This window comes from Arthrobacter sp. S41, from assembly GCF_004320535.1.
In the GTDB taxonomy this organism is placed as follows: Bacteria; Actinomycetota; Actinomycetes; order Actinomycetales; family Micrococcaceae; genus Glutamicibacter.
On record NZ_SIHY01000001.1, the window covers coordinates 880,529 to 900,663 of the forward strand.

Annotated in this window: 20 protein-coding genes; 9 read left to right on the forward strand and 11 right to left on the reverse strand. The window is 56.3% G+C overall.

Going from position 1 to position 20,135, the window contains the following annotated elements:
* Nucleotides 1–31: 31 nt before the first annotated feature.
* The 4 genes from uvrA to EYR88_RS04055 form a co-directional block, all read right to left on the reverse strand.
* Nucleotides 32–2,902 carry an excinuclease ABC subunit UvrA gene (gene uvrA / locus EYR88_RS04040; protein WP_131088433.1) on the reverse strand — a complete coding sequence of 957 codons (2,871 nt, stop codon included), beginning with the start codon at nt 2,900–2,902 and terminating at the stop codon, nt 32–34.
* 689 nt (nt 2,903–3,591) lie between these two features.
* Nucleotides 3,592–4,131, reverse strand: a complete 540-nt coding sequence (locus tag EYR88_RS04045) for a hypothetical protein (protein WP_131088434.1) — start codon at nt 4,129–4,131, stop codon at nt 3,592–3,594.
* Between the two features lie 27 nt (nt 4,132–4,158).
* The gene (locus EYR88_RS04050; RefSeq protein ID WP_131088435.1) at nt 4,159–4,590 is read right to left on the reverse strand and encodes a hypothetical protein; all 432 of its coding nucleotides are present in this window, start codon (nt 4,588–4,590) and stop codon (nt 4,159–4,161) included.
* A 177-nt stretch (nt 4,591–4,767) separates the two neighbouring features.
* The gene (locus tag EYR88_RS04055) at nt 4,768–5,145 is read right to left on the reverse strand and encodes a GntR family transcriptional regulator (protein ID WP_131088436.1); all 378 of its coding nucleotides are present in this window, start codon (nt 5,143–5,145) and stop codon (nt 4,768–4,770) included.
* Between the two features lie 94 nt (nt 5,146–5,239).
* Here EYR88_RS04055 and EYR88_RS04060 point away from each other — a divergent pair, with 94 nt between their 5' ends.
* Together EYR88_RS04060 and EYR88_RS04065 are read left to right on the forward strand one after the other, a co-directional pair.
* Nucleotides 5,240–5,893 (forward strand): MBL fold metallo-hydrolase, encoded by a 654-nt coding sequence (locus EYR88_RS04060; RefSeq protein WP_131088437.1) that lies wholly within the window; start codon nt 5,240–5,242, stop codon nt 5,891–5,893.
* Nucleotides 5,894–6,001: 108 nt separating this feature from the next.
* Entirely contained in the window at nt 6,002–6,652 is a 651-nt protein-coding gene (locus tag EYR88_RS04065) for a phosphatase PAP2 family protein (RefSeq protein ID WP_131088438.1), read from the forward strand.
* On the opposite strand, the gene EYR88_RS04070 is transcribed toward EYR88_RS04065, so the two are convergent.
* Nucleotides 6,634–7,428, reverse strand: a complete 795-nt coding sequence (locus tag EYR88_RS04070) for a methyltransferase domain-containing protein (protein WP_131088439.1) — start codon at nt 7,426–7,428, stop codon at nt 6,634–6,636. The genes EYR88_RS04065 and EYR88_RS04070 overlap by 19 nt on opposite strands.
* A 76-nt stretch (nt 7,429–7,504) precedes the next feature.
* On the opposite strand from EYR88_RS04070, the gene EYR88_RS04075 reads away from it, so the two are divergent.
* The 3 genes from EYR88_RS04075 to EYR88_RS15990 all read left to right on the forward strand — a co-directional run bounded on the left by EYR88_RS04075 (nt 7,505) and on the right by EYR88_RS15990 (nt 10,680).
* The gene (locus EYR88_RS04075) at nt 7,505–10,036 is read left to right on the forward strand and encodes a DEAD/DEAH box helicase (protein ID WP_131088440.1); all 2,532 of its coding nucleotides are present in this window, start codon (nt 7,505–7,507) and stop codon (nt 10,034–10,036) included.
* A gap of 6 nt (nt 10,037–10,042) precedes the next feature.
* The gene (locus tag EYR88_RS04080; protein ID WP_242632446.1) at nt 10,043–10,453 is read left to right on the forward strand and encodes an NUDIX domain-containing protein; all 411 of its coding nucleotides are present in this window, start codon (nt 10,043–10,045) and stop codon (nt 10,451–10,453) included.
* Nucleotides 10,454–10,524: 71 nt separating this feature from the next.
* Nucleotides 10,525–10,680 (forward strand): hypothetical protein, encoded by a 156-nt coding sequence (locus tag EYR88_RS15990; RefSeq protein ID WP_165477271.1) that lies wholly within the window; start codon nt 10,525–10,527, stop codon nt 10,678–10,680.
* Here EYR88_RS15990 and EYR88_RS04085 read toward each other — a convergent pair.
* Complete coding sequence (locus EYR88_RS04085) at nt 10,677–11,429, reverse strand: metal-dependent hydrolase (RefSeq protein WP_131088441.1); 753 nt, start codon at nt 11,427–11,429, stop codon at nt 10,677–10,679. The genes EYR88_RS15990 and EYR88_RS04085 overlap by 4 nt on opposite strands.
* 62 nt (nt 11,430–11,491) lie before the next feature.
* Here EYR88_RS04085 and EYR88_RS04090 point away from each other — a divergent pair, with 62 nt between their 5' ends.
* On the forward strand, nt 11,492–11,977 hold the full coding sequence (locus EYR88_RS04090) for a GNAT family N-acetyltransferase (protein WP_207306459.1): 486 nt from the start codon (nt 11,492–11,494) through the stop codon (nt 11,975–11,977).
* Between the two features lie 2 nt (nt 11,978–11,979).
* Nucleotides 11,980–13,266, forward strand: a complete 1,287-nt coding sequence (locus EYR88_RS04095) for an alpha/beta fold hydrolase (protein WP_131088442.1) — start codon at nt 11,980–11,982, stop codon at nt 13,264–13,266.
* Between the two features lie 131 nt (nt 13,267–13,397).
* On the opposite strand, the gene EYR88_RS04100 is transcribed toward EYR88_RS04095, so the two are convergent.
* From EYR88_RS04100 to coaE, 5 genes are all read right to left on the reverse strand, one after another.
* Entirely contained in the window at nt 13,398–13,850 is a 453-nt protein-coding gene (locus EYR88_RS04100; protein WP_165477272.1) for a MarR family transcriptional regulator, read from the reverse strand.
* A 97-nt stretch (nt 13,851–13,947) separates the two neighbouring features.
* On the reverse strand, nt 13,948–14,985 hold the full coding sequence (locus tag EYR88_RS04105; RefSeq protein ID WP_131088444.1) for a TerC/Alx family metal homeostasis membrane protein: 1,038 nt from the start codon (nt 14,983–14,985) through the stop codon (nt 13,948–13,950).
* A gap of 243 nt (nt 14,986–15,228) precedes the next feature.
* Nucleotides 15,229–17,316, reverse strand: coding sequence for an excinuclease ABC subunit UvrB (gene uvrB / locus EYR88_RS04110; protein WP_131088445.1), 2,088 nt, complete (start codon nt 17,314–17,316; stop codon nt 15,229–15,231).
* Between the two features lie 74 nt (nt 17,317–17,390).
* Nucleotides 17,391–17,639 (reverse strand): hypothetical protein, encoded by a 249-nt coding sequence (locus EYR88_RS04115; protein WP_131088446.1) that lies wholly within the window; start codon nt 17,637–17,639, stop codon nt 17,391–17,393.
* 15 nt (nt 17,640–17,654) lie between these two features.
* On the reverse strand, nt 17,655–18,239 hold the full coding sequence (coaE, locus tag EYR88_RS04120) for a dephospho-CoA kinase (protein WP_131088447.1): 585 nt from the start codon (nt 18,237–18,239) through the stop codon (nt 17,655–17,657).
* On the opposite strand from coaE, the gene EYR88_RS04125 reads away from it, so the two are divergent.
* Both EYR88_RS04125 and EYR88_RS04130 read left to right on the forward strand, forming a co-directional pair.
* Nucleotides 18,238–18,939: a YigZ family protein gene (locus tag EYR88_RS04125; RefSeq protein WP_242632447.1), complete on the forward strand. Its 702-nt coding sequence runs from the start codon at nt 18,238–18,240 to the stop codon at nt 18,937–18,939. The two genes, coaE and EYR88_RS04125, sit on opposite strands and share 2 nt — an antisense overlap.
* Entirely contained in the window at nt 18,936–20,105 is a 1,170-nt protein-coding gene (locus tag EYR88_RS04130; protein WP_242632448.1) for a methyltransferase, read from the forward strand. The genes EYR88_RS04125 and EYR88_RS04130 overlap by 4 nt, the downstream gene beginning before the upstream one ends.
* Nucleotides 20,106–20,135: the final 30 nt, after the last annotated feature.

Below are 20,135 nucleotides of genomic sequence, written 5' to 3' on the forward strand. Positions count from 1 at the left end.
AGGCATATTTCCCTGATCCGCGCACCGTGTTCTACAGGATTTCCGCGAGGAACTTTCCGGTATGCGACTCGCTGACCTTGGCTACCTTTTCCGGGGTTCCGGTCGCCAAGATAGTTCCACCACCGGATCCGCCTTCAGGACCTAGATCAATCACCCAATCGGCAGACTTGATGACGTCCAAGTTGTGCTCAATGGTCAAAACGGTGTTGCCCTTGTCGACCAGGCTTTGCAAGACCAGCAGCAGCTTTCGAATATCTTCGAAGTGCAGACCAGTGGTGGGCTCATCCAAAACGTAGATGGACCGACCGTTGGAACGCTTCTGCAATTCGGCGGCGAGCTTCACGCGCTGAGCCTCACCACCGGACAGAGTGGTGGCAGGCTGTCCAAGGCGGACGTAGCCCAAGCCCACATCAACCAGTGTGCGAAGGTGGCGCGCAATCGGGGTGAATGCACTGAAGAATTCTGCACCCTCAGCGATTGGCATATTCAGAACGTCAGCGATGTTCTTGCCCTTGTAGAGCACCTGCAAGGTCTCGCGGTTGTAGCGTGCCCCATGGCAAACTTCGCACGGAACGTAGACGTCAGGCAGGAAGTTCATCTCGATCTTGAGCGTTCCGTCGCCGGAGCAAGATTCGCAACGTCCACCCTTCACGTTGAATGAGAAGCGCCCTGGCTGGTAACCGCGTAGCTTCGCTTCATTGGTCTCCGCGAAAAGCTTACGGACATGATCAAAGACACCGGTGTAGGTGGCAGGGTTTGACCGTGGAGTACGACCGATTGGCGACTGGTCAACATGCACGACCTTGTCCAAGTGCTCCAAACCCAACACTCGGGTGTGGCGACCTGGCACTTGCTTGGCACCGTTGAGCTTGTTGGCCAGCACCTTGTACAGGATGTCGTTGACCAAGGTCGATTTACCTGAACCAGATACACCGGTCACTGCCGTAAGCAGACCCAGCGGGAATTCAACCGATACGTCCTGCAGGTTGTTCTCGTTGGCGCCAACGACCTTGAGCTTGCGATCCTTATCAACCTTGCGTCGCTTGGTAGGGATGTCGATCTGCTTGCGCCCCGACAGGTAGTCACCGGTCAAAGAGCGTGTATTGGCTTTGAGTCCCTCGACAGATCCGGAGTGGACAACTTCGCCACCGTTCTCGCCCGCACCTGGACCGATGTCAACAATCCAATCGGCCTCAGCGATGGTGTCTTCATCGTGCTCCACGACGATCAAAGTATTACCCAATGAGCGCAGGCGCAGAAGGGTATCGATCAGGCGTCGGTTATCTCGCTGGTGCAAACCGATCGAAGGTTCATCGAGAACATACAGCACGCCCACCAGGCCTGAACCAATTTGGGTGGCAAGTCGAATACGCTGCGCTTCGCCGCCTGAAAGTGTTCCGGCGGCACGCTCTAGAGTCAGGTATTCCAGTCCAACGTCCAGCAAGAACTTCATGCGGGCGTCGATTTCCTTAACCACCTGAGCTGCAATCTTCGCTTCACGCGCTGAGAGCTCAATGTTAGATAGGAAGTTTGCTGCACTGCGCAGGTCCATGGCAGAAACCTCTGCAATGGAACGGCCGCCGACGAGCACCGAAAGGGAAGCTGGGTTCAGTCGCGCGCCACCACAAGTAGGGCATGGGATCTGACGCATGTACTGCTCGTAACGATCGCGAGCGTGATCCGACTCGGTTTCTTCATGCTTGCGATGCACGTAGGAGATGACGCCTTCAAAACCAGTGGAGTACTTGCGTTCGCGGCCAAAACGGTTCTTGTACTGAACAACAACTTTGTGGTCTTTACCGCTGAGAATCGCTTCGCGAGCCGTGGCTGGCAGGTCTTTCCACCGAGTGCTCATGCTGAAGCCAAGTTCTTGGCCGAGCCCCTCAATAAGACGGTTCCAGTACTCGGTGGTTGCCTTACCCAGTGACCACGGAGCGATAGCACCCTCAGCCAAGGTGACCTCCGGATCGGGAACGATCAGGTGTTCGTCAACTTCGAGCTTGGTACCGATACCAGAGCAGGCAGCACAAGCACCGAATGGGTTGTTGAAGGAGAAAGTGCGAGGCTCAATCTCATCAATGGCTAGCGGGTGCTCATTAGGGCACGCAAGATTTTCGGAGAACGAGCGGACACGTTTGGGATCATCGGCATCCAGGTCAACAAAGTCGGCCAATACTCGACCATCGGCGATGCCCAGAGCCGTCTCGATGGAATCCGTCAAACGCTGTCGGGCATCTTCCTTGATTGCTAGACGGTCAACCACTACCTCAATGGTGTGCTTAACCTGCTTGGCAAGCTTCGGAGGATCATTAAGTTGGATCGTTTCGCCGTCAACTCGGGCACGCGAGAAGCCCTTTGAGGAAAGCTCCGCAAAGAGGTCAACAAACTCACCCTTGCGTGAACGAACAACCGGAGCGAGGATCTGGAAACGAGTTTTTTCAGGTAGCTCTATCAACTGATCCACGATTTGCTGAGGAGTCTGCTTGGAGATCGGCTCATGACAAATCGGGCAATGTGGGTGACCAACACGGGCCCAGAGCAGGCGCATGTAGTCGTAGACCTCGGTAATCGTACCGACGGTTGAACGAGGGTTTTTGCTGGTCGACTTCTGATCGATCGACACCGCTGGAGAAAGGCCCTCAATGAAGTCCACGTCCGGCTTGTCTACCTGCCCGAGGAACATGCGGGCGTACGCAGAAAGTGACTCGACATAACGACGCTGACCTTCGGCAAAGATCGTGTCGAAAGCGAGCGAGGATTTGCCGGAACCGGAAAGCCCGGTGAAGACAATCATCGCGTCACGCGGTAGATCAATGTCTACGTTCTTAAGGTTGTGCTCACGCGCGCCCTTGACGATCAGGCGCGTAAGATCTGTTTTATTGCTGTCTGCAGTAGTAGCCACGAGCCCATACTAATCGAAAACTACTTCGAATAAGTGTACGAGTGGTTCTATCTCACAGAAATTTTTTCACAGGCTCACCAACGCATTCGGCGAGCGCCAATCTGCGCCTTACTGCCCGTCCGTAGCCGTCATTCGGTAAGCCATCATGCCTTCTAAGCCGTTGAGTACAACAACTTCTTTCTCGTCGTACCCTGCCCGTCGAAATTCTTGTACCGTCGTCATGCCCTTACTCGGTTTCCATGTCCCGCGCTTACACACTATTTCGGCCTCATCGAAGCTGGTGTCCCCCGATGCTTTGTGTTCCGTTGGTACTTCAGTACCTAAGGTCGCGGAGTAAATAAAGTATGGCTCGCGATCTTCCGAACAAATTGCGTTTTCTCCCACAACATCCGCCAATGGGACAACGGTGCCATCGGCGTTACTAACCGCTTTGTCGCCACCCCTGAGTGGAAGTATCGAGGTATTATCGTCGACGCGCGGTATTCCAGCCGTTTCTACCCTGGCATCGTAGTCGTAAGGATCGCTAAGTTTGTATTGCTACTTTTTTGCCGCCGGTCTTCACATCCAATGCAACCGCGCTCCACGCAGCATCGTCTATTTCCACCGAGTAGTAGTCATCTTTTCTCGCCGTCAGTGTTTGATTGCCCCGTCGTAGTAGCAAATAACGATTGTGTCGTCATTGGCTTCGTTTATTTGGGGCGAGTCGAATCCGCACCGTGGCGAGATACCCGCTTGGGACCACAAGGTTTTTCCGGTCTTCGCATCAAGCGCAACAAGTTTCGACAGATCGGCAAGCCGGTATTCAGCTCTCTTTTTATCGGTTTCAAAGAAATCGCCCTGGCTGTGTGAGCCAGAGCCGAGCAGAATTTCTTTGTTTTTTCTACGCTTGTCCAGTTCCAGCCGCCGGATGTTGAATACCCTTTAGCGAAGACTTCTTCGTAGGGCCGTTCCCACAACGTCTTGGTTCCTTTGGAGAAATTGCGCATCTGTTTGTCGTTCTTGTCCCAGTAGGAGAAGATGCCTTCGCCCAGATGGCGCCCACCTTGCTGGTACCCGAATTCGAGCTTGTTCTCAGGTACCGTGAACCATTGCTTGCTGGACCAATCAAATTTCATGTGCTGATGGTCAAGATACTGCTCATTACGCACCTTTGAACCTTCAGTGCAGAAAGTCTTGCCGCAGACATTTGGCCGGTTTCCCCAAAGTTCAAAATTGTTGTTGATCTTCACTGGTTTACCAGTGGCAACATCGACGATCTAGAGTGTCCCCACGGCGTCCGTTCTTGTTCCGGTATAGGCCACGTAGTTCTTGCCATCATGTTCTACGGTTTCGATACTTGGACTGATGCCTCGCGCATCGGCTGCACCGAGTGCCTCGTCCTTCCACACTTGCTTACCGTTTTTCAGATTCCGCGCGATCACTTCCAGCTGCGGGCCAACACGTCGATAGGCAATGGCCACATCGTCAATTACGGTTGGATCCGATACGAGAACTTCTTCGGTTTTCCACGCAAAGCTCGCGGGAACGGGAACTTGTTCCTCGGCTTTCTCGGCTTGCTCGGCAGGCGCGGGACTGGATTCAGTCTTGTTGGCAGTACAACCGGCCAAGGCACCGTTGAGGATCAGTGCGCTGATGGTAATTGCGGTGATGCTTTTCGAAGTTACGTGGCGATGTGCAGTCGAATTCATGGTGTTTTCCTGCCCCGGGAACATTGATTTAGTTCCAGAGTCTAAACCCAGATTTCAAAGGCCCAAGAGGGTTATCCACAAACTTTTAGAACCGTTCCTTGATACGGAACATCACAGCGCTATGGCGCCCAGTGGCGCACTACTAGGTAGCTCGCGCTACATCAAGCTCGTCATTTCTCAGCGTGGCAAAGAGCTAAAAGCGGCACGCAGGTATTTCACGGCGGTCGCTTCATCCACTGACCATAGCTGCGCAATCCGAGCCAGGTCTGCTGCGGCATCGCTGACTTCCTGCTCACCGCGATCGTCGGCCGCCTGTACCACGGTGCCGTGACGACCACGGGTGACGACGGCCCCCTGCAGTTCTAGCTCCTTGTATACCTTGGCTACTGTATTAACCGCCAGATTCAGCGTCCCGGACAACGCCCGAACTGAAGGCAGCTTTGTACCTGGTGCAAGCTTTCCCTTAGCAATGGCGGAGAGTATTTGTTCCCGGACCTGCTGGTACGGCGCCACGGTGGAGTTGGGGTCAATCTTGATGAATGCTAGTTCGCTCATGCTGTGCTCCATTCGTTGGAACTGTATCTTCTGTTGTCCCGAGCCTATCTTTAATGGTCGCGTTGACCATATATTCCGTCGTAGTGTGAGTGGTATGAACGAACTATTGCTAGATGACGTGACCATCCGCTGGACCTCCGTTTCCGACATGGAAAACAATGTTTACCTCATTACTCACCGAGGGACCGGCGAGCAGCTGCTTGTTGATGCTGCCGACGACGTCCCTGCAATTGCAGAACTCATTCAGGCCTCGCAAGGTGATGCGCAAGATCCCCAAATTGTTGGTATTGCCACCACACACCAGCATTGGGACCACATTCGTGCGTTGGCCGACATCGTCGAAAAATACCCTGTTACTACCTATGCCGGCGCCGAGGACATGACCGGCATCGCTGAAGAATCTGGTGTTCAAATCACCAACGGGTTGAACCATGGTGATCAGTTAAAGCTCGGCGACGTAATTATTGAAGCCATCCACCTGCGCGGACACACGCCAGGTTCCATTGGCTATGCGCTAGTTGATTCCTCCGGACAGCCGGTCGTACTCAGCGGTGACAGCCTCTTCCCCGGCGGCGTTGGCAACACGTGGAAAGACCCACAGCGCTTCCTCTCACTGATTACCGACGTCTCCGAACGAATCTTCGATCGCTTCCCAGACGAAACCAAAGTATTGCCCGGGCATGGAGACACAACGACCCTAGGTGAACAACGCCCGCATCTTGATCAGTGGCGCGAACGCGGCTGGTAAACAGTGTCGCCGGATGCCCCAAGGTTTACTTGTGGGCATCTCGCACTGGCAGTTCGGTGATAGCTCACTGAATTTGGCGCACAGCCCGGATCCGTATAATCGCCACTCGTGAGTCTTTCCCCCACCGCGAAATATAAGATCCGACCGACTCGACCAGCAATGGTAGTTGTCGCACTGGTCCTCATCGCCGCGCTATCTTTCCCGCTGCGTGATGTCCTGTACTCGGGCATCAGTGGCGTCGTCGTTTCCTCATCTTTGCTGTCGGCTATCGTGATTTTTTGCTCCGACGCCCTGCTCAAGCTGTTAGTGCTAGGCGCCGTTGCGCTCACCATCACTTGCTGGTTTCGGGATCGTCCACCCTTTTTGTCTCTAGCCTCCGGTGGCATTGGCGCTGGAATTGGCTATGTGCTCAGTGAACTCATCAAAGCAATTTTCCGCGAGGAACGACCGTGCAATTCTCTTGATGTGCTCACCGCGATGGCTTGCCCGGCCTCGGGAGACTGGTCTTGGCCGTCCAATCATTCTGTAGTCGCGGCCGCTATCGCCACGGCGTGCACTCTGGTGGTCCCGAAGCTGGCCAAGTATGCGATCCCACTAGCTATAGTTATCGGTCTGTCTAGGGTCGGCGTCGGGGCACACTACTTCCACGATGTAGTTTCGGGGCTGGCGTTAGGCACCTTGAGCGTGATCATCGCAGTGAAAGTTCTGCCTGAATTGCTGCAGAAACTAGTGCCTGCCCGCTACTGGGTCAGTTTGTGACCGATCACGAATATTCGACGGAATGGGAAGTTTGTTAGCTTCGTACCGTCCGGGGTCTGCACCGATGGGTAGTGAATGCTGACTACCGCTCGATAGTCATCCTCAAATTCTAGATAGTCCTCTGCGTCCAATACCGCTTTCACCGGCAATAGTGCCGTACCGCGAACCCAATCCACAATGGGGTCATCGCCGGGCAACAATTGCTGGAATGTTGTCTCCCAGACATTTGCTTGGAATCCTTGCTGCAGCAATAGCCGCTGATACTCCTCTGGTTCTCCCACAACGTGGCCGTCGCGTAGTACTCCCCCGAGCTTCTGAATCCACTTTGGACTTTCGGCCACTTCGCGCATCAGCGCATGAGAAGGTGAACGGAAGTTCCCTGGCATCTGGATCGCTACATAGGCTCCGGGTTTCATAGTGCCCAACCATGAGGACAGTAGCTCGCGGTGATTCGGAAGCCATTGCAACATCGCATTGGAGAACAACAGATCTAGGTTTTCGGCGGGTCGCCATGTGGTGGCATCAGCTAAGGCAAAATCTAGGTTCGGTTCATGTTCCGAAGACTTAGCCTTCGCGATCATTTCCGCAGAAGAGTCCAGACCGGTCACCTGAGCATCGGGCCATCGTTGCGCCAACAGCCGAGTCATATTCCCCGGTCCGCAGCCCAAATCGACAATATTTTTCGGCTCAATTTCGGTTAGCTGCCCGAGCAAGTCTTTATATGGACGTCCGCGGTAATCGGAGAATTCTGTGTACTTAGCTGGATCCCATTTCATGCCCTCAGCCTAATCCTTTGTTCTACGGGCTACTAGGCACCGAGACATGGCGTTGAACCGATAGGCTAGTAACATCATGTTGCTCACCGATTATTTGCCAGCAGACAGTAAAAACGTTTCCGACGACGAAATCTACGAGGCTTTCGGCCAATGGGTCACCACCCGTGGTATCAACCTCTACCCTGCCCAGGATGAAGCGTCGATGGCGCTGGCCGGCGGCAACAACGTCATCCTTGCCACCCCGACCGGCTCCGGCAAATCTTTGGTCGCCATCGCAGCGCATTTTTATGCCATGTCCCGCGATCAGATCAGCTTCTACACTGCGCCGATCAAGGCACTAGTCTCCGAGAAGTTTTTTGACCTCTGCAAAATCTTTGGTGCAGAAAACGTCGGTATGGTCACCGGAGATTCCTCCGTCAACGCCGACGCTCCGATCATTTGCTGCACGGCCGAGATCTTAGCCAACATTGCCTTGCGCGAAGGTTCCCGCGCAGATGTCGGATGCGTGATCATGGACGAATTCCACTTCTACGCTGACCCACAGCGCGGCTGGGCCTGGCAAGTTCCCCTGATCGAACTTCCACAGGCTCAGTTCCTGCTCATGAGCGCCACCTTGGGCGATGTGACCCGCTTTGAGAAAGAACTCGAGGAGCGCACCGGAACGCCGACCGTCACGGTCGCACACACCGAACGCCCGATCCCCTTGCACTTCTACTACTCGATGGAGCCTGTGCAGGAAGCCGTCGAGGAACTGATCAAGACCAAGCAAGTCCCGATCTACATCGTGCACTTCTCCCAACTCGACGCCATTGATCGCGCCACCGGGTTGATGAGCGTTAATGTAGCCACGCGTGAGGAGAAGGAAAAGATCTCCGAGATGATCGGTGGCTTCCGCTTCGCCGCTGGTTTTGGCAAGACGCTGAACCGTTTGGTCCGCCACGGCATCGGCATCCACCACGCCGGCATGCTCCCTAAGTACCGTCGCCTGGTGGAACAGCTCGCGCAGGCAGGTCTACTCAAGGTCATTTGCGGTACCGACACCTTGGGCGTGGGCATCAACGTGCCTATCCGCACGGTGGTCATCACCGCGCTGTCCAAATTCGACGGCACCCGTACACGCATCGTTAATGCCCGCGAGTTCCATCAGATTGCTGGTCGAGCCGGACGCGCTGGTTTTGATACCGCTGGTACCGTACTAGTTCAGGCCCCTGAGCATGCCATCGAAAATCACAAGGCCATGGAAAAGGCGCTGAAGAAGCACGGCGAAGGTTCCTCGAAGCTCAAACAGATCCCTAAGAAGAAGCCACCACAGAACTTTGTCACCTGGGGCGAAAAGACCTACGACAAGATTGTTGCTGCTGCCCCAGAAACGCTGAAGTCCTCGTTCCAGGTTTCGCACTCGATGCTGCTGAACCTTTTGGAACGTGAAGACAACGCCTTCGAGGCCGCGGTCCGTTTGCTCAGCGAAAACCATGAGACACCTGCCGCCCAGCGAAAGTTGAAACTGCGTGCACTGGGCATCTTACGTGAGCTGATCGCCACCGAAGTTGTTGTCCGCCGAGACGAACCAGATCAGTACGGTAACTACTACGAGTTGACCGTGCACCTGCAGCAGAACTTTGCGCTGAACCAACCGCTCTCGCCTTTTGCACTCGCTGCCTTGGATCTGTTGGATCCAGATTCTGCCAGTTACGCCCTCGACGTCGTCTCGGTGATCGAAGCGACCCTAGAAAAGCCGCGCCAGATACTTTCCGGGCAGGAGAAAAAGGCTCGGGGCGAAGCCATTGCCGCGATGAAGGCCGAAGGCATGGACTACAACGACCGCATGAACGCGCTGGATGAGATTACTTATCCGATGCCTTTGGCGGAAAAGCTTGAGGCCGCGTTTGAACAATATCGTTCGGGTGCTCCGTGGCTGGCCGACTTTGAGGTGCAGCCCAAGTCGATCGTTCGTGACATGTACGAACGTGCCATGGGCTTCTCCGATTTTGTCCAGTACTACCAGCTGGCGCGCTCCGAGGGTGTGTTGTTGCGCTACCTCACCGATGCGTATAAGGCCCTGCGCCAAACAGTTCCCCAAGATTCACTGCGCGAAGACCTTGAAGATCTGATCGAGTGGCTCGGAGAGATGATCCGCCAGATTGACTCCTCGTTGCTTGACGAATGGGAAGAGTTGTCGCGTGGCGAGCTGAGCGAGGAAACCGAAACTGCCCCACCTCCAGCTCCGGAAAAGCTGACCAGCAATAAGCGTGCCTTCCGCGTGATGGTCCGCAACGAAATGTTCCGCAGGGTTAAGCTCTTCGCCGACGAGCAAGACCAAGCCCTCGGTGAGCTTGATGGCCACAACGGGTTTGATGCCGACGCTTGGGCCGATGCCTTGGACGGATACTTTGACGAGCACGAGGACATCGACGACGGTCCCACCGGTCGCAGCAGCGCCTTGTTCATCGTCAACGAGTTGCCCAATCGTGTCTGGGAAGTTCGTCAGATCTTTGCGGACCCAGCCGAACATCATGACTGGGGTATTAGCGCCACGATCTCCTTGGATGATTCCGATGAGGTCGGAGCGCCGGTCGTGACCGTAACCTCCGTTGGCCGGCTGGACTAATCTCGGGTGAAAGCGATCGCTTACGCGTTGATGGTTCGTGATGACCAGGTCTTGCTGCAACTGCGGCAAGGCACTGGTTTCATGGACGGATATTGGAGCGCAGCCGCCGCTGGGCATGTAGAACCAGGTGAATCTGCGGCAGCTGCAGCTGTTCGAGAGGCTAGTGAAGAACTCGGAGTGCTCATTGAGCCTACGGATCTGCGTCTGCTGACCGTTTCGGCGCGTCACCAGAACCATGACGGCTCGGCCAAGACTTACGAAGATCACTTTTTCGTCGCCCGGAATTGGTCGGGAACACCATTGATCCGGGAACCGCAAAGGGCCGCAGAGCTGCGCTGGTTTGGGACTGGGAAGCTACCTTCAAACACAGTCCCCCACGAATTGCTGGCACTGGGTCGGCTTGTTGGCAGTGAGTAGCCAAGATAGCGACGTTGTCGTAGGGTATGGCCATGAATGGATTCAGACTCCGTGTCACGGGAGCATGCCTCATGCTGCTAACCGTAGTTGGTCTACTCAGTGGCTGGTCGGCACTTTTCAGCCCTGACGCCTTGATGTCCACCACGGTGCAGATTGGCTCGTTGATCCTAGGAACCGCGCTTGTTTACTGCGGCGAGAACCTTGCACCGCTGGGTGAAGCTAGCTAGGCAACGATGAGCGCAATTCCAACATAGGTCGTCAGAAGCGTGGCCAGTAACCATTCCGCGGTCGATCCGGTCTCCGCCAGCACGGGGACTGCCAGTCGACCGTTGGACTTCCAGCAGCCGCCAATTACAGGAATTTTGCGGAACCATCGTGGGGACCCGATCTTGATCGGCCAGATCAAATTGCATCCGCCGACCGTGAGCATATCCCCCACAACATGGACAATGACGCCCACTGCCACGGCCAATAGGAACCACTGATTCGCTTCGGGCGCATTCACCCCAACAAAGGCACCCGTGGCCAGGGCGATGATCCAGCAGAGCATGGGCGGCATGAATTTAACCGACTTCACTGCGAAAGATATAAGCAGAATCGCGAATAATGCTGCTCCGGGATAGATAGTTCCGAGGGCCGCGGTGGCCACGTCCCAACCGTTGGCCAGCCATGCCAAGAAGATGAAAAACGCCATTCCAATAATCGAGTGGGTACCGTTTCGGTGGCCGCCGGAGGCTTCGCCGATAACCCGAGCAAAAATGGATGAAAACGGCGGAAGTGAGCGCGCGATCGTGGCGCCGTGATGGTCAGCATCAGGTAGCAAGGCGGCTCCGGCACACACAATTGCTCCGGCGAGTGTCTCCCAACGGTCCATCTGGAATGTTCCCAGCCCGAGGTTTACAGTCCCAACGGTCACTGGAGTTGTAATTGCCAACCATGCGGCTGCGCCGCTCACCGCGTGGTGTCCACCCATCATGAGTTCAACCTTAGGACTGGTCACCGACGTTTTAGCTGTATGACAGCGGTAAGCTAGAACACATGAGTATTGTGCGCGAAGCAGTCATCAACGACTGCCCGATGATTCTGGAACTAATCAAAGAACTTGCTGTGTATGAGAAGGAACCGGATGCGGTGCGCAACACCGTGAAGGATCTGGAAGAGCACTTGTTCGGCCCTAACCCACAGGCTTTCGCCCATGTGGCTCAGGATGATCAGGGTTCGGTCGTTGGCATTGCCATCTGGTACTTGACCTACTCCACCTGGGAGGGCCGGCATGGGATCCACTTGGAAGATCTCTACGTTCGCTCCAGCCAGCGCGGGCTTGGCACCGGCACCGCGCTCTTACGTCAGCTCGCAGAAATTTGTGTTCAGCGAGGATACAAGCGTTTAGAGTGGGACGTCCTAGATTGGAATGAACCTGCGATCAAGTTTTACGACTCGATTGGCGCAGGTTCACAGAACGGTTGGACAACTCGACGGCTAGATGGCGCCGCACTTGAAGAACTCGGATCGCAAGGAGCATAAAAATGGCACATTACCGCGGCATGGACGTCACCGATCATCGCATCGATGTTCCGCTGGACTACTCGCGCCCAGAAGGTGAAAAGATCTCGGTTTTTGCCAGAGAAGTCAGCACCGACTCAACTAAGCCGTGGTTGCTGTTCTTACAGGGCGGCCCGGGTGGCAAGTCGCCACGGCCAGCTTCCCTTTCGGGTTGGCTCGCCGAAGCCACCAAGCACTTCCGAGTGCTCTTGCTCGATCAGCGTGGCACCGGGCTTTCCACGCCGGCCAACCGCAAGACCCTGGCACTGCGCGGAGACTCAGCAGCACAAGCACGGTACTTGGAGTATTTCCGCGCCGACTCCATTGTCAAAGATGCTGAAGCGCTTCGTGAGCATCTGGGCGTGGAAAAGTGGAGCACCTTTGGCCAGAGCTACGGCGGGTTCTGCACGCTGACCTATCTTTCGCTCTTCCCCGCGTCACTATCGCGTTGCCTTGTTACCGGCGGGCTAGCGTCGTTGGATCAGGATGCACGGACCGTGTACCGGGCAACCTATGCACGCATGGCCGAACGTAATCGTGAATTTTTCTCCTGGTATCCAGAAGACTTCGACAAGTTGCACCAGATTTACCAGCACGTGCGTGAAAACCATGACGAGTTTTTGCCCAACGGACAGCAAGTTACTGTGCCACTGGTGCAGATGTTGGGCATGTACCTGGGTGGAAATACCCGCGTGCACCTGCTTCACCATATCTTCGAAGAAGCCTTTAGCCCGACTCCTGGTGGCCTACGACTTTCCGATACGTTCCTTGACGCTTTATATGCGCAGTCATCGTTTGCGTCGAACCCGCTCTATGCGTTGATGCACGAAAGTATCTATGCCCAAGGCGAGGCGACGAACTTTGCCGCCGAAGACGTGCTCAGTGAATTTGAGGAGTTCACCGAGCACGCGAAAACTCCATTGTTGACCGGCGAGATGATCTTCCGTTGGCACTTTGCCCAAGATCCAGCACTGCGCCCGCTGGAAGATGTTGCGCGGATCTTGGCCGAACACGAGCATTTTGCGCCACTCTACGACCTGGATGTACTAGCCGAGAACACCGTCCCGGTGGCCGCTGCGGTGTACCACGACGACGTCTACGTCGACCGCGAGCTCTCCTTGCGTACGGCCTCGCAGGTTGCGGGTCTACAGACGTGGGTCACTGATGAGTACCACCACGATGGCATCGGCGATGACGGTCCAGCAATTTTCCGCCGCCTGTTGGCCATGACCAACGGTGAAGATCCTGAAGCGGCCGCAAAGGGCGATTGATTTCTAGAAACACACAGGCGCGCCGTTTCCAAACATGTTTGGAAACGGCGCGCCTCTTTGTTTAATACTGTGTGTTTAATGCATGTCTCTGGCCAGCACGATCACTAGGACGTGCGGCCAGAGAGCCTGATCTAGCTATCTAAACCTGCAGCAATCTGATTGTTCAGCTGCTGCAACAACGCTACAGAGCGGGCCAGAACTCGCTGGTCTTCTTCGCTAAAGCCTTCGATGCCACCCAAAAGAACGTTCATTGCGCGTTCACGATAGCCTTCGATTTCCCTGCGTCCAGCTTTGGTGAGGTTCACTAGGCTGACCCTGCGATCCTTCGGATCATCTTGACGCTTGACCATACGATCTTTTTCAAGCCGTATGACCAGCCCGGTCATCGTTGGCTGGGCAACTCGTTGTTCAATGGCCAAGTCGCCCACTCGCTGAGCGCCCAAACGGTCCAAGGACGAGAGCACCCGCCAAGCGGTCACAGAGCGGCCTTGGCCTGCGCTCTGACCCAGGAGGCGAGACATTGTTCCTGAAGCGTGCGCAACGTCAGCAGCTACAGATTTGGAATCAGTTGGTGCATCGCTCATGAAATTTACCTCCAAGATAAGTTCGCTAGTTTGCATCGAGCCAGAGAAAACCCGCCGATCAACCTTGGAAGGCGAACCGGCGGGCTCATTCTGCTTATTAGATGTCGTCGCGCAAAGCCCTGTCAGAGGACGACGTCATCGAGTCGCCTTCAGCAGCTTCGGCGGCACGTCGCCCCCATGGAGTCCACAAGGACATGACGGTCGCAACGATAATCGCGCCCAGGATCACCAGCAAGGACAGACCGGTCGAGATATCCAACCATGGGTAATCCAGGTGCTTGCCACCGTTGATGAATGGCAGGTTGTTCTCGTGCAGAGCGTGGAAGACCAGCTTCACGCCGATGAACGCCAGGATGAAGCTCAGTGCGTGCTTCAGGAAGACCAAACGGTTCATCAATCCACCCAGCAGGAAGTACAGCTGGCGCAGACCCATCAGGGCGAAGATGTTCGCGGTGAACACGATAAACGCAGACTTGGTCAGACCGAAGATGGCAGGAATCGAGTCAAAGGCGAACAGCAAGTCGGTCATACCGATGGTCACGAAGACCAGCACCATCGGGGTGAACAGCTTCTTTCCGTCGATCACGGTGCGCAGTTTTGCGCCGTCGAACTCATTGGAAATCGGCATACGGCTGGTCAGCTTCTTAACTAGACCGCTCTCTTCGTCCTCATCTTCGTCCTTGAGCTGGTTCCATGCGGTCCACAGCAGGAAGGCACCGAAGATGTAGAAGACCCACGACCACTGCTCAATAATGGCAGCACCGAGAACAATGAAGATTGCACGCAGGATCAGCGCGATAATAATGCCGAACATCAGCACTTCCTGCTGGTACTTACGAGGTACCGAGAAGCGCGCCATGATGATGATGAAGACGAACAAGTTGTCTACCGACAACGCATATTCGGTGATCCAGCCGGCGTAGAACTCCTGGCCGATCTGCGGTCCGGCTTGCCACCAGAGGATTCCGCCGAAGATCAAAGCTAAGGTGATGTAGATGCCGACAAAGATGCCAGCTTCCTTCATGGAGGGAATGTGAGGTCGCTTGGTGACGTACAGCAAGTCTGCGATTAGCACCGCACACAGCACGACCAGCGCGATGATCTCGAATTGAATGGTTAACCCATGAGTGCCCACAGACGAGCGACCTTTCGTTGGAGGGTATGGAAAATCGCCGCAAGTCTCTCCGCCGTCATCCAGGCAAACAAGTTAATTGAATGCTTGTCTATTGATCGGCTGCTGCGCCCGGCGAAGCATCATTGGTTCGCGTGTTGACGTTCACAGCATTGGGATACTCCCCTACGTCCAAAAAACCATTGTAGCGCACAGCATCTGCACAGACTTTTTGATCACACCAACCTGTCACAAACTGGTCGAGGATTAAGCGTGACCGGCGGCCTTCATCTGGCGCAGCTCCTTCTTCAATTCGGAGACCTCATCACGAATCCGCGCTGCCAGCTCAAACTGCAGCTCTGCGGCCGCAGCATGCATCTGTTCGGTCATATCGCCGATCTGAGTCAACAAATCTTCGGCCGGCGCAGCCGCCAACCCATCCTTACGCACACTCGCTGAGGCCTTGGACCGCTTAGCGTCCTTGGCCAACCGGTTATTGTTCAGTAGCTCCTGCGTGTCGGCGTCTTCACGAGCCAACTGATCGGTGATGTCGGCGATCTTCTTGCGCAGCGGCATCGGATCGATCCCGTGCTCCTTGTTATGCGCTTCCTGAATGGCCCGGCGACGATTGGTCTCGTCGATCGCTTTGTCCATGGCATCGGTAATCTTATCCGCGTACATGATCACCTGGCCGGAGACGTTACGTGCGGCGCGACCAATGGTCTGAATCAGCGAGGTCGCCGAACGCAAGAAGCCCTGCTTGTCAGCATCGAGGATTGCCACTAGGGAGACTTCAGGCAGGTCCAAACCCTCACGGAGCAGGTTAATTCCCACCAGCACGTCGAAGGCACCCATACGCAATTCGCGCAACAGCTCCACACGACGAATGGTGTCCACATCCGAGTGCAGGTACTGCACTCGGACCTGGTGCTCGGTCAGGTAGTCGGTCAGGTCCTCGGACATGCGCTTGGTCAAGGTAGTGACCAAGACGCGCTCATCACGCTGAACGCGCAGACGGATTTCATCGAGTAGATCATCGATCTGTCCCTTGGTGGGCTTCACGATAATCTCCGGGTCGATCAGGCCGGTGGGGCGAATGATCTGTTCCACATAACCATCGGACTTGCCCAGCTCGTACTTACCCGGGGTCGCCGAAAGATAGACGGTCTGCCCGATGCGCTGCAAAAACTCATCCCACTTCAGCGGACGGTTATCCATCGCGCTGGGAAGGCGGAAACCGTGCTCAACCAGCGTGCGCTTACGTGACATATCGCCTTCATACATGGCGCCGATCTGCGGCACGGTCACGTGCGACTCGTCGATCACCAGCAAGAAGTCGTCTGGGAAATAGTCGATCAAACAGTGTGGAGCGCTGCCGGCTTCGCGGCCATCAATGTGCCGCGAGTAGTTTTCGATGCCGTTGCAGAAGCCCATCTGCTCCATCATTTCCAGGTCATAGGTGGTGCGCATGCGCAACCGCTGGGCTTCAACGAGCTTGTTCTGCGATTCCAGCTCTTTGAGCCGTCCGGCCAGCTCGTCTTCAATCCGCTTGATGGCTTTGCCCATGCGCTCGGCGCCAGCAACATAGTGGCTGGCCGGGAAGATGTACATCTCGGTTTCTTCACGAATCACTTCACCGGTGACCGGGTGCAGGGTGTAGATCGCTTCAACTTCGTCGCCGAAGAACTCGATGCGCACGGCCTGCTCTTCGTACATTGGAATAATCTCGACCGTATCGCCACGCACCCGGAAGGTGCCACGGTGGAAGTCCATGTCGTTTCGGGTGTACTGCATGGCGACAAACTGGCGCAACATGGCATCGCGGTTCAGCTCTTCACCGGTTCGCACGGTGACCATTCCGGCCACGTACTCTTCTGGCGTGCCCAAGCCGTAGATGCACGAAACGGTGGCAACAACAATGGTGTCGCGCCGGGTGAGCAAGGAATTGGTGGCCGAGTGGCGTAAACGCTCAACTTCCTCGTTGACCGAGGAGTCCTTCTCGATAAAGGTATCGGTCTGCGGGACGTAGGCCTCGGGCTGGTAGTAGTCGTAGTAGGAAACGAAATACTCCACCGCGTTATTGGGCATCAGCTCGCGGAATTCGTTGGCCAGCTGAGCGGCCAGGGTCTTATTTTGCACCAGCACCAAGGTAGGGCGTTGTACCTGCTCCACCAGCCAGGCGGTGGTGGCAGATTTACCGGTACCCGTGGCGCCGAGCAGAACAATGTCCTTCTCGCCGTTGTTTAGCCGCTCGGTCAGCTGTTTGATGGCCTCCGGCTGGTCACCGGCTGGCTCATATTCGCTGATCACTTCGAAGGGAGCGACGACCCGCTTAATCGGCTGTGCAAGACTCATAGTTCCAGCATATCCACTTGCCCCCACCGTTTGAGCCTTGCCCTAGCCAGCTTTCAGCTTAAAGGGATAACTCACTACTTGCGCATACCGTAGCGGATGGCATTACGACGCACGGTGCGGCCAATGGCGTTGCTGAAAAAGCCACAGGTTACCACGGTCGCTGCAACAACGCCCAGCAGTGCTAGCCAGCCGGAAATGTAGACCACCGGCGAATATGGGCCTTGCTCCTGGCCGACAAACTCGGCACGACCGCCAAAGCCTAGCCACAGCACCAGAGCTACTGCGAAACTCGCAAGCATCGTCCATTTGGAAATCTTGAGCATTATTTCTCCTACTACCTACGTCAACTGCGCGAAGAGAACACTGACCTGTGCCTCAAGTTCTTCTAAACTGCCGGAATTGTCCAGCGCAAAATCTGCGACGGCGGCACGCTGCTCGTCACTGGCCTGCGCGGCCATCCGTGCCTTTGCTTCTTCGACGCTCCACCCGCGGTCTTGGACCATGCGACGGATCCGCTCATCATGTGGGGCTTGGATAACGATCACCGCGTCAAACCGGTCAGCTTGCCCAGATTCAACCAACAGCGGGATGTCTTCTACCACCAGCGCGTCCTGGGGCGCCTTTGCACGAAGCGCGCCAGCGGCCTCGCGCACTAGAGGATGCACAATGTTGTTCAACGTCTGCCGTTGCTGTTCATCGGCGAAGACGATCGCACCCAACGCCTTGCGATCCAGAGCGCCATCGGGCAACAAAACCTCGGACCCAAATGCGTCTTTAATCGCAGCTAAGCCGGGTGTGCCAGGGGCAACCACATCGCGCGCCAAAGCGTCGGCATCGATCACTACCGCCCCGAGTTCGGCCAATTTAGCCGCTACGGCAGATTTTCCGGAGGCTACTCCCCCGGTCAGTCCAACATGCTTCATGCTCCCAGCCTATAAACTATTAGCGATGAACACCAACGAATCGGTCGCGACCAGCTATACCACGCTCAGCGGGGACAGCGTGCACGAGCTGGAAATCAAGCGCTCGCGCTTCATCACCTACCTGTACCGCGTTGATTCGGAGGCCGCCGCGCGCGAACACATCGCGACCTTGCGCAAAACCCATTTTGACGCCCGGCACCACTGCACCGCCTTCATCCTTGGCCCTGACCGGATGACCCAGCGTTCCAATGACGATGGCGAACCCTCGGGTACCGCGGGGGTTCCGATGCTCGACGCGCTAGCTAAGCGCGATACAGAACAGGGCGGTGGCCTCTCCGACGTGCTCGCCGTGGTCGTGCGCTATTTTGGTGGCATTAAACTTGGCGCCGGCGGTCTGGTCCGCGCCTATTCCGAAGCGGTGTCCAGCGCGTTGGATCACACCACGTTAATAGGCCGCCAACGCCTACGCATCTTCACCTTGCCCGCGGCTCACGCAACGGCCGCGCGCTACGAAAACGAGCTACGGGCCGCCGGTTACCAGATCGAGCCCACACAGTGGCAGTCAACGGCCGCGCTGATCCAGATCGGCATCCCCGATACCCCCGAAGCCGTCGAAGAATTGCACACCCACATCGCCACACTCACCTCCGGCGCTGGGCAACTGGTCGCCGCCAACACCCAATGGGTTGATCTGATTTGAATCCCGCATCGTTTTCCGACGCCGAGCTTGAGACCCTGCTGGCTGATCTTCGGCGCTGGCCCGATGTGCAGGCACCGAACCTTTTTGCCGCCGACGCTGCCGATCGGCTGATTCTGGACACCTGCGCGATGTGGCACCGCGAGGCGGGCACCTCGTGGCCCGATTCCATCACGATCATCGGCGATCACTACGGTGCGTTGAGCCTGGGCGCACTGGCCTTGGGTAGCACGCAGGTACGCGTCCACTGCGATTCGCTCACCGCACGCCAAGCCATCAAAGCCAATGTGCAGCGTTTGCTGCCCGAGCTGGCCGCGCGACTGACCTTTTACCCGCTGGCTCAAGCAGCAACGTCGGCTACCCACATTTTGCTGGCACTACCCCGCGGTCTGGATGTTTTGGACGAGCAGGTTGCCGCCATCACCGCCGTGGCATCTGCGCAGGCCCGACTCTTTGCCGGCGGGCGCATCAAACATATGAGCCGCTCAATGAACGAGGTACTCTCCTCGCGTTTTGCCCAGCTCGACGTCTCGTTGGCACGCCAAAAATCACGCGTACTCACCGCCAGTCTCCCCTTGGAATCCCAGCCCGCCAGCAAATTCCCGGCCACCGCAACCCATGAGGTGAACGACACCAGCTTTAGCCTGCACGCCGGCGCTGGCACTTTTGGTGCGGCACGATTGGATCCGGGCACCCGGCTGTTGTTGGAGAACCTGCCGGACTTAACCGAACACCACAGGTTGGTGGATTTGGCCTGTGGCAACGGGTCCATCGGCGTCTTTGCTGCGCTCACCCACCGGCACCTGACGGTTGATGCGTCCGATCATTCGGCCTCCGCGGTGGCATCCACACTGGCCGCGGCCGAGGCTAATGGCCTGTCCGCCCGCCTCACCGCCGTGCAAGACGACGCGTTGTCCCGGCTTCCGGATCACTCGGCCAGCCTGATCACGTTGAACCCGCCATTCCACATCGGCAATACCGTCACCGCTGACATCGCGTTTAAACTGATCGACGATGCTGCCCGCGTGCTGGCCCCCGGCGGTCAGCTCTTGTGCGTTTTTAACTCCCACCTGCGCTATCGCAATGAATTGGTCCGACGTGTCGGCCCCACCACCCAGCTAGCACGCGACAAAACCTTCACGGTCACCTCTTCCATCGCAGCGCACTAGAACTTTTCCACACTTCGCACGATGCGCTCT